The following is a 10,771-nucleotide window of genomic DNA, read 5'->3' as shown; positions in this document are numbered from 1 at the left end:
CTCATTTGTTGAGCGTTCTAACGTTCCCTCAACAAATGAGGGGGTTAAATTTTGCCCACAATAATTTTACTCATACTGTATTGTTAACATTAAATTGAAATAAAATTCTCTGAAAACGATAAAATAATTTTTCTTCTTTAACTACCAGAGTATTTTAGTGGAATTATATTAGGGATGGACCGATATAATCGAGTCTGTAATATATAATGGTAATGGGGGAGCTTGATAATGAAAAAGTATGTTACATGCATAAAAGATAATTCAATCTGGATTTATGTTGGTTTAGCTACTTCAACGTTTATCCTGTTCCTAAAGTAAGTAATAGAAATATTCTTTCTTGATTTTTAAACAACTTTGGAGAGCGTTAGTTTAACAAGACATTCAAAAGGACTAAGAAAAATTGGTCCTTTTCTTTTGGTCAAATTTCCACACTAATGTTTAACAAAACCTAATTAAAAAACACAATTCACACGAAGGTGAATTGTGTCCTACCATTGTTATTTCACATAAGTAGCGACTTTGTTTCGACCGGCTTTTTTAGCTCCAATGTACATTGCACGGTCGGCGTGACGAATTAATGTTAAATAATCGCTTGCATCATCTGGTGCAGTGGCCAAACCAATGCTTGCAGTTATTCGTATAATGACTCGATTTCGTTCTTTCGATAAATTGTTATAGATGACAAATGGGGAATTCGCGATATGTTCCCGAACCTTTTCAGCCAAAGAGAGCGCTTCTTCTTTTTCTTTTTCCGGTAAATAGATGATAAATTCTTCACCACCATACCGAACGACTACTCCTTCATCACCGATGAGGTTTTTGAGTCGTTCAGCTAAAGTACATAATATTTCATTTCCAGCTTCATGACCATATGTATCATTGACAGCTTTAAAATGATCGATATCCAAAATGATTAACGACAACGAAGAACGTTTCCGATATTTCAGTTTCGTAAACTCATCATTTAGTAGACGTTCAAGATAACGATAGTTATATGCTTTCGTTAATGGACAAATTTCACTATCGCGTTTTGTATGTTCATAATGTCGAGCATTTTCAATGGCAACCGCCAAATAAGAACACAAGATGTCAGCAATCATAAGATGGTACTTACTGTAAGCTCGCTTTTTCGTTGAGGCTAGAAGCAAGACGCCAACGACTTTATTGGCTCGCATAATAGGAACGGATAACACACTTTCCACATGTTCAGGCATGTATCCTTGAACGACCTCTTTCCATTCTAAACGTGTAGAATAATTAACCGCTTTTTTTGTCGCCCAAACTTGTCCAACAATACCTTCATTTTGTTTTATCGGAGGGATATCGTTTGACTTTAATTCACCTTTTTCAACGCGGCGAATCACCACAAGTTCGTTTTGATTTACATCTAATATATATGCATATTCAACAGGGAGAGTTTGCGAAATTTTTTGAATAAAAATGTCAAGAACTTCGTTAACAAACAATTTTTCAGTTAACTGATGCCCAATATCAACTACTTGTTGCAATGATGCATTTAATTTTTCACTTGAATTGTAGAGTTTTAGGACTAAGGAAGCACTTAACATCGGAATACCTAAAAGTAACGTCGCTATCCATCCCATGGATTCAAACAAATAATAAAGGGACATACCTAATGGGACAATAATGGTGACAATTAACGCTTCCCAAAGGACATCTTCACTTATTAAACTTCTTTTAATCCCTAAAGCTCTAAAAAATAACGTTAAGAAGGAATGATTTAATAAAAAGTAAGATAATCCATAACAGACGATTAACAGAAATAGCTTCGTTATCGATATCGATTCTTCTGCTCCACCAAGCGCATAAAAGAGAAGACCGCTTAATAGAGAAGAAAAGAAAAACATAATGGAATTGATCGCGTATCGGTGTAATTCATTTATTCCAACTCGTAAGCGGAACATTAACAACAACACCGTTAATTGCATCATCACCATTTCAAAAAATAGTCCGTATGACAAAAAAGCTGCCAACGTCACCCATTGAGCAAGAAATATCGGGGTTCCGTTAATAATAATCGGAAAAATAGCTGCTGTAGCTGAAAGTAAAAAGAGCGATACAGCATCTAACCAGTTATGAATCGTCGGGGGGAATAACAAAAACGTAATATACATCCCTACTGGTACCAGGATGACCCACATGACCAAAAAAATGCTGGCAACTTTCGGTTTAACGCCCAACGTATCCCCTCCCTTCCCCCAATTATCATCACATTTTTTAGAATATTTTATCAAAGGTAAAGATGTTTGTCATCTTACATCTTTACCCTCTGTAACAAATATGGTTTTAATTGGGAGATGAAATAAAGGGAACCGGTAATGATTAGGACATCATCTGACGTCATTTGAGATATTTTATTAGAAACATACTCTTTCCAATCCAATTCCACTCTTTTATTTACACATTTAGATACCTCTTGTAAACGAGTAGGGTCACATACCTTTCGCAATTCAAACGTCGTAAAAACAAGTTCAGTCGCGAACTCATCTAACTCCTTCACCATGTCCGACATTTTTTTATCTTCCAATATCGCACATAAAACAGTGACATTTTTCCCTTTATAACGTTGGTTCACCGTTTCTTTTAATGCTTTCATCCCTTCCGGATTGTGAGCCCCATCTAAAATAATCGCAGGCTCTTGTTGAATAACTTCAAATCGACCTGGCCAAAATGCCTTTTTTAGGCCGTTATAAAAATGTTCCTCTTCAATTAAAAAGGAATAGTACGTACGTAAAAGCAATGCTGTCATTAAGGCAACAGCGGCATTTTGTTGTTGGTGTTTTCCTAGCATGCGGAGTTCAACGGATGGAAATGTCTTGAAGAGCGATTCAAACGTAAAATGTTCTCCATCCCATTCAGAGCTCGATTTCGTGATTTGAAACTGTTTTCCTAATTCATAAATGGAAGCTTTCCGAGACTTAGCCGTTTCACGAATGATGTGAAGCGCTTCCAGTTGGTTTACAGCTGTAACAACTGGCACTCCGCTTTTTATAATTCCTGCTTTTTCAGCCGCTATTTGTTCGACGGTGTCGCCAAGTAATTGAACATGATCCATTCCTATAGTTGTGATTACTGTAACAATTGGATGGACAACATTCGTTGAATCAAGTCGCCCGCCAAGACCAACTTCCATCACAACAATATCTACTGGTCGAACTTTAGCAAAATAATAAAGGGCCATCGCCGTAATCACTTCAAATTCGGAAGGTCCCCCTAATTCGCTTTGTTCGAGTTGTTCGACTAACGGAATTAGCACATTTACAAGTTGAATAAGTTCCTTATCAGAAATCGGCTCTCCATTAATGCTAATGCGTTCATTAAACCGTTCCACATAAGGGGAAGTAAATGTTCCAACTTGATAGTCCGCTTCTTCTAAAATCGAGCGAATATAAGTCACCGTTGAGCCTTTACCATTGGTTCCTCCAACGTGGATTACTTTTAACAACCGCTCGGGATGACCTAACCGTTCCATTAACCAATGCATTCGTTCTAACCCTGGTTTTATTCCTAATGTTAAGCGACTATGAACCCATTGTCGAGCTTCTTCGTAAGTATGTACCATTAAGCATACCTCCAAACGGTCGATTGTTCTATTTCCTATTTTATAACAATCTAGAAGAAAACGAACCGGGAAACCGATTCGTTTTCTTCTCTGATTTATTCTCCTTTTAGTTCTTTAATACGAGCTTCAACTGCTGCTTTCTTTTCTAAGTAATCTTTTTCTTTTGCTCGCTCTTCGGCTACAATTTTTTCCGGTGCTTTTTTCAAGAAGTTTTCATTTGCTAATTTCTTTTGAACTCGTTCAACTTCTTTGTTCCATTTTTCAAGTTCTTTTTCTAGACGAGCAATTTCTTCTTCGATGTTTATAAGCCCTTCGAGTGGTAAGAACAATTCAGCGCCAGACACAACAGCCGTCATCGCTTTATCAGGTGCTTCAAGGGTAGTAGCGATTGTTAAATCACTCGGATTACAGAATCGCTCAATATACGCTTTATTTTTCTCAAGCTGACGTAATACGTGTTCATCTTTCGCCTTAATCATCAGTTGAATTGGTTTGCTCATCGGCGTATTTACTTCTGCACGAATGTTACGGACCGAGCGAATAATATCCACTAATAATTTCATTTCGTTTGCTGCATCTACGTTTGTAAGGCTTGGATCGACCTTAGGCCATGGCGCAACGGTAATGGACTCTCCTTGATGAGGTAAGTTTTGCCAAATTTCTTCTGTAATAAATGGCATAAATGGATGAAGCAGTCGCATCGTATGATCTAGGACAAAGGCTAAGACAGAACGTGTAGTCTTTTTCGCTTCCTCATCATCTCCGTAAAGAGGAAGTTTCGCCATCTCAATGTACCAGTCACATAAATCGTCCCAAATGAAGTTGTATAGGGCACGGCCTACCTCACCGAACTCGTATTTTTCTGCTAGCTTTGTTACCGTTTCAATCGTTTCATTTAGGCGGGTTAAAATCCATTCATCTGCAACGGATTTTTTACCGGTTAAATCAATTTCATCGTACGTCAAGCCACCCATATTCATAAGTGCAAATCTAGACGCATTCCAAATTTTATTTGCAAAGTTCCATATCGCTTCCACTTTTTCCATGCTGAAACGTAAGTCTTGACCAGGCGAGCTACCTGTTGCTAAGAAGTAACGTAACGAGTCCGCACCGTATTGATCAATAACATCCATTGGGTCGACACCGTTACCTAATGACTTGCTCATTTTTCGTCCTTGCGCATCGCGGACAAGTCCATGGATTAGTACGTCTTTAAATGGACGTTGACCCGTAAATTCAATTCCTTGGAAAATCATCCGTGATACCCAGAAGAAAATAATGTCATACCCTGTGACTAAACAATTCGTTGGATAATACCGTTGATAATCGTCAGCAGATTCATCCGGCCAACCCATGGTCGAGAATGGCCAAAGGGCAGAACTAAACCACGTATCAAGAACGTCTGGGTCTTGTTCCCAATTTTCGATGTCTTTTGGTGGTTCATGATCGACATATACTTCACCCGTTTCTTTGTGATACCAAGCCGGGATACGATGCCCCCACCATAATTGTCGTGAAATACACCAGTCTCGAATATCTTCTAACCAATGTAAATATGTTTTCTCAAAGCGTTCTGGAACGAACTGTACTTTGTTTTCCGTTTTTTGAAGTTCAATTGCCGCTTCGGCTAACGGCTTCATCTTTACGAACCATTGAGTAGATAGGTAAGGTTCGACGACCGCACCGCTTCGTTCAGAGTGTCCGACTGAATGTAAATGTTCTTCGATTTTAAAGAGTACTCCTTGCTCTTGAAGATCTTTTACAATTTGTTTGCGGCACTCAAAACGGTCAAGTCCCTTATATGGCCCCGCTTCGTCATTCATCGTACCATCTTCGTTCATCACTAAAATACGAGGTAAATTGTGACGGTTACCAATTTCAAAGTCGTTCGGGTCATGGGCTGGTGTAATTTTTACTGCACCAGAACCGAATTCCATATCGACGTATTCGTCAGCAATAATCGGGATTTCACGACCAACAATTGGTAAAATGACCGTTTTGCCAATTAAATGTTTATAACGCTCGTCTTCAGGATGAACAGCGACAGCTGTGTCTCCGAGCATCGTTTCTGGACGAGTAGTTGCCACTTCAATATAACCTGAACCGTCAGCTAACGGATATTTCATATGATAAAGGGAACCTTGTACGTCCTTGTAAATAACTTCAATGTCGGATAAAGCGGTTTTCGTTACTGGGTCCCAGTTAATAATGTATTCTCCACGATAAATTAATCCTTTTTTATAAAGTGAAACGAACACTTCCCGAACCGCTTTTGAAAGTCCTTCATCTAACGTGAAACGTTCACGAGAGTAATCGAGGCCTAGTCCAAGTTTGGCCCATTGCTTACGAATATGGTCAGCGTACTCTTCTTTCCATTTCCACGTTTCTTCAACAAACTTCTCCCGTCCTAAATCGTAACGAGATTTTCCTTCGTTACGCAATTTTTCTTCTACTTTCGCTTGAGTAGCAATTCCTGCATGGTCCATTCCTGGAAGCCAGAGCACATCGTATCCTTGCATACGTTTCATGCGAGTAATAATATCTTGTAACGTCGTATCCCACGCATGACCTAAATGAAGTTTTCCAGTTACGTTCGGTGGTGGAATAACAATTGTATACGGTTCTTTATCCGGATCATCTTTTGCTTCAAAAAATTTGCCGTTTAACCACCATTCATAACGACCCTTTTCAATGGACTTCGGATCGTATTTCGTAGGCATCGAAATTTCTTTCGTTTCCATCAAACTCCTCCTTTAACTTTCTATGAAAATAAAAAAACTCCTTACGTCAAAAGGACGAAAGGAGAAGCTTCGCGGTACCACCTTTTTTCCAAGCAAACCTAGTCTTGCTTGGCACTTCATTACATAACGGCTACTCACCGGCTTCCATTACTAAACGTTGTTCGTCGTTCACAGAAGCAGCTCATGGGCGACCTTCCAATAGTTTAGCTTAGGAAATCTCTCAGCTACTGATTTCCCTCTCTGAAAGCCTTACCTATTGTACTCTTCCCAATCGTTGCTGTTTATGTATGCTTTGATTTTATCGTATCGAAAACAGTTGACTTTCGTCAATAATTATTTCCGAAAAAATTAAATATATACAAGCCTTTTTTGTGTTCCTTATTTTTTTCACACGATTTTAAATAGGTAGTCATACATATATAGTATATATTTGTTAAAAGAAGGAGGAAGCTTGATGCGCAGATATAACCCTTATAAATGGCCTCCTTGGTTAAAAAATGTACGGAATGTCATGCAGCAATTTATTTATCCTCTTGTTGTGTTCCAAGGTATTCGGACGCTATTCTTCCCAACTTCATTTGATGTGTTTTTGCTAGCCTTGTTAATCCTTTTAGCTATTGCTTTTCATTATGAATGGATTTAAAAAAGCCCTTACTCACTTTGCGAAGTGGTTTGGGCTTCTTTTTGTTGCTCAACCTTTGATTTTTCAATTTCATCCATTCGTATAGACACATATTCTGTATTCTTTAATAACCAGTAAGATTGTTGTAATTTAGCGACCGAACGTAATTCGCTCTGTTTTTTCGGACGATTAAAATAGTCTTGAGAAAGACGATACATATGTCCAGGATGGGCTAAATAACTTTGAAATAGCAGAAATTCATCTTTTTTGAATGGAAAGTGGTGCCAATACGTGTATATCCAATCGATGCATTCTTCATGCTGTTTGGGATATGTTTTGAGCAACCGTGCTATAAATGGCAGTAAATCATGAATTGGCGTTGTCATTTTCGCCCGCTCGTAGTTTGTAAAAAAACCATAACCATTTTCGTCAAATAAAAAATGCTCTGGTGATACTTTTCCGTGCGTAATGACAACCCGCGTTTTCTTTTCTTCTTTCGTTTCTTCGTACCACTCTTCTAATTTTCTAATGGCGTATTGATACGCTAACGTGATTTCGTGATAATACATACAGAAATAAAGTTCGAACGGAGACATGTACGTTTTACTTTCACACCGTTCAATCATTTCTTGTAATGCTTCTTGTTCTTTTTTCCACGTTTCCGTCATTTTTTCATAATGGGCTTGACGTTCATTTTCTTTTAACGTGATTTCCTTTGACGAAATTAGATGCATGCGAGCCAATTGACGAAACATTTCCCGGAAACGTTCTGTCCGGTCTTCTTTCACATCATTCGGTAACCAAGGCATTAAATAATATAAATGTTGATCTTTTAATACTGCATACCTTCCATCAACCGTTGGATAGATTGGGACGATTCGATTAAACCCCATTTGATATAACGTTTGTACATGCCGAATAAAATCCATTCCATGTTTTGCCTTCATTCGTTTTAACGCAAACGTCCCTTTCATAGAGTAGATTTTAAATACTTTCCCATACGATTCAATAAAGTTCGGTTCGATACGATAAGATGCTAAGATTTCTTTAACTTGTTCTTGATTCCCTCCCATACGAAATCCCTCACTAAGTTGTAAAGTCAATCAAAGATATGAGAAAAAGAAAACAGTAGAGCTAGCTTACTAGCTCAAACTGTTCTCATAGACATTTAAAGTTAAGCTTATTTATTTATGGTTACCGAAGTCGGTATATACAGTACTTGCCCTTCATAAACACCTTGTGTTGACTCTAAATGGTTTACTCGCAAAAGCTGTTGCACGCTAATTTGGTAGCGTTCAGCTAACTCCTCAATTGTTTCTCCTCCTTGAACAATACAAACCTTTAACCGAGCCGATGTTTCCTCTTCTTTTCTAGCAAAAAACTCAGTTAACGAAATGCCATCGCTTTTCTTTTTTTTCTTTTTCTTTTGTTGTACTGGCTCTTCCTCAAAAGATTCGGATGATGATGACTCATCTTCCGAGAAAGACTCATACTCTGTTAACAATTCATCTTCTTGTGAATCATTTACATGTGGTTGGTCATACGAATAATCATGTACCTGCTCTGCGTAAGATTCAGAAGGTGGGGCGTTACTAGATTCGTCGAAACTTAACGTTTTTGAACTAGATGATTCTAATGGGTACGGTTCATCGAAAGCATGATGATATCGTGCCTGCTCACTTTCTTGACGTTTTTCTTCCTCTCCATCTAATGGTGTTAAGGACGGATAGGTATCATTATATTGAATCGGAATAGAGAATGGATGTTCACCATATGAATGTTCAGGCTGTTTTTTTGCTTCTCCTTCGAACGTATCAAAAAGTGTGTCGTCGTAATCTTGATCCTTCCCTTCTACTTCCTCAGTCGTACTTTCACTTACATCTAGTGCGCTTGAACGATACGCCAATTCATATTCGACGTTTTGGGAAGTGCTTTCTTCTTGAATCCCCGTTATCGTGACATTAGCTGTTAATTGTAAGCATGCTTTCTCTGGAAGGACATAATCAAACGTATCAATAATGACGTCAACGTCTTCAATTTGCCCAATTCTTGAGGTAGGAATGGTGATATCAATCGGTAAGGAATGGGAAAAGAGATGAACTCCATCTTCCTTTTGCTCAACATGACGAACAAATTTGTAGGACGGATAGGATTTGGACTCTTCCTCATCAATCTTCTCTTCACAGGCGATATATTCACCAGATAGTTCTAATACTCCTTTTACATATACAAATTGCTCATCTTCTTTAATCGTTATATTGGGATCTAACGATATCGTCATTAACTCGGCGACTTCCTGTCCGTTTTGAAACCAAACGGATTCTTCAATGGAAAATCGCAAGCCATGTTCATGTGTCAACGAAATTCCTCCTCTCATCCTCAAAAAATTACTCTGTCGTTATTAAATTTATGAATCCATTGAATAATTTATGAATCAAGAACGGATGTTTGATAGTTCAGGAATTCGGCCATAAAAAAAAGCTGAAATCGAGTACGATTTCAGCATGATCAATCTAAACCGCGAATTTTTTGGAAGGCTTTTTCCGCAGCACGAATCGTTTTTTCAATGTCTTCATCGGTATGAGCTGTTGATAGGAACAATCCTTCAAATTGGGATGGAGGAAGAAAAATCCCTTCTTCTGCCATGTATTGATAGTAGGTTGCAAACATGTTTAAGTCAGATGATTTCGCTGTTTCGTAATTAATGACTTCTTCATTGGTAAAGAAGAATCCAATCATTGAACCAGCGCGATTAATCGTATGTGGAATGCCATACGTTTCTGCTGCCTTCTTTAATCCTTCCTCTAACTTATCCGCTTTTCGTTCAAATTCTTTATAAGTTTTCGGAGTTAGTTGGCGTAACGTTTCATAGCCAGCAGTCATCGCTAGCGGGTTTCCAGATAACGTTCCAGCCTGATATATTGGTCCGCTTGGGGCGATTTTTTCCATAATTTCTGCTTTACCGCCGTAAGCACCAACTGGTAAACCTCCGCCAATGACTTTTCCTAGGCAAGTGATATCAGGGGTGATACCGAAATATCCTTGTGCACAATTATAGCCGACTCGGAATCCCGTCATGACTTCGTCAAAAATTAACAAGGCTCCGTATTCATTGGTGATTTCTCGTAATCCTTCAAGGAATCCTGGTAACGGAGGGACAACTCCCATATTTCCTGCAACCGGCTCAACAATGACACCGGCAATGTCGTCACCATATTGTTCAAACGCATATTGGACGCTTTCTAAATCATTATACGGCACCGTAATGGTATTCATCGCGACTCCTTCAGGTACGCCTGGACTATCTGGTAAACCGAGCGTCGCTACTCCAGAACCTGCTTTTATTAACAACGAGTCGCCATGCCCATGATAGCACCCTTCGAATTTAATAATTTTGTTACGTCCCGTATATCCACGTGCTAATCGTAACGCACTCATCGTAGCTTCCGTACCTGAAGATACCATACGGACAATTTCAATTGATGGTACGCGTTCAATCACTAATTTCGCCAATTCATTTTCAATTAACGTAGGTGCACCAAAGCTTGTTCCTTTTTCCGCTACTTTTTTAATAGCAGCTACTACTTCATCGTTCGCATGCCCTAAAATAAGTGGACCCCATGATAATACGTAGTCAATGTATTCATTTCCATCAATATCGTAGATTTTGGAACCTTTTCCTTCAGCCATAAAAATCGGATCCATCTTGACCGATTTAAAGGCACGTACTGGACTATTCACCCCACCTGGCATTAAGCGTACGGCTTCTTGATAAGCTGCTTTTGAATGTTCGTATCGGGCCATGAACGGAGAACCTCCTTGAAT

The 10,771-nt window shown here is 38.7% G+C and carries 7 protein-coding genes and 1 other annotated feature; of the genes, 1 reads left to right on the top strand and 6 read right to left on the bottom strand.

Annotation, left to right across the window (positions count from 1 at the left end; all coding sequences use genetic code 11):
- Positions 1-497: 497 nt before the first annotated feature.
- From H0Z31_07765 to H0Z31_07755, 3 genes are all read right to left on the bottom strand, one after another.
- On the bottom strand, positions 498-2,162 hold the full coding sequence (locus H0Z31_07765; protein MBO8177333.1) for a GGDEF domain-containing protein: 1,665 nt from the start codon (positions 2,160-2,162) through the stop codon (positions 498-500).
- A gap of 113 nt (positions 2,163-2,275) precedes the next feature.
- A complete protein-coding gene (locus H0Z31_07760) occupies positions 2,276-3,583 on the bottom strand; it encodes a bifunctional folylpolyglutamate synthase/dihydrofolate synthase (GenBank protein MBO8177332.1) in 1,308 nt (435 codons plus the stop codon).
- Between the two features lie 95 nt (positions 3,584-3,678).
- Complete coding sequence (locus H0Z31_07755) at positions 3,679-6,324, bottom strand: valine--tRNA ligase (protein MBO8177331.1); 2,646 nt, start codon at positions 6,322-6,324, stop codon at positions 3,679-3,681.
- A 47-nt stretch (positions 6,325-6,371) separates the two neighbouring features.
- Positions 6,372-6,608 (bottom strand) — a binding site (T-box leader).
- A 170-nt stretch (positions 6,609-6,778) separates the two neighbouring features.
- Here H0Z31_07755 and H0Z31_07750 point away from each other — a divergent pair.
- The gene (locus H0Z31_07750) at positions 6,779-6,967 is read left to right on the top strand and encodes a hypothetical protein (protein MBO8177330.1); all 189 of its coding nucleotides are present in this window, start codon (positions 6,779-6,781) and stop codon (positions 6,965-6,967) included.
- An 8-nt stretch (positions 6,968-6,975) separates the two neighbouring features.
- Here H0Z31_07750 and ysxE read toward each other — a convergent pair whose 3' ends face one another.
- The 3 genes from ysxE to hemL all read right to left on the bottom strand — a co-directional run bounded on the left by ysxE (position 6,976) and on the right by hemL (position 10,750).
- Entirely contained in the window at positions 6,976-8,019 is a 1,044-nt protein-coding gene (ysxE, locus tag H0Z31_07745) for a spore coat protein YsxE (protein MBO8177329.1), read from the bottom strand.
- A gap of 107 nt (positions 8,020-8,126) precedes the next feature.
- Complete coding sequence (gene spoVID / locus H0Z31_07740) at positions 8,127-9,305, bottom strand: stage VI sporulation protein D (protein ID MBO8177328.1); 1,179 nt, start codon at positions 9,303-9,305, stop codon at positions 8,127-8,129.
- Between the two features lie 149 nt (positions 9,306-9,454).
- Entirely contained in the window at positions 9,455-10,750 is a 1,296-nt protein-coding gene (hemL, locus tag H0Z31_07735) for a glutamate-1-semialdehyde 2,1-aminomutase (GenBank protein ID MBO8177327.1), read from the bottom strand.
- Positions 10,751-10,771 lie beyond the last annotated feature (21 nt).

It is taken from the genome of Bacillus sp. (in: firmicutes) (assembly GCA_017656295.1).
Taxonomy (GTDB): domain Bacteria; phylum Bacillota; class Bacilli; order Bacillales; family JACDOC01; genus JACDOC01.
This window is presented reverse-complemented; position numbering and strand designations above follow the sequence as displayed.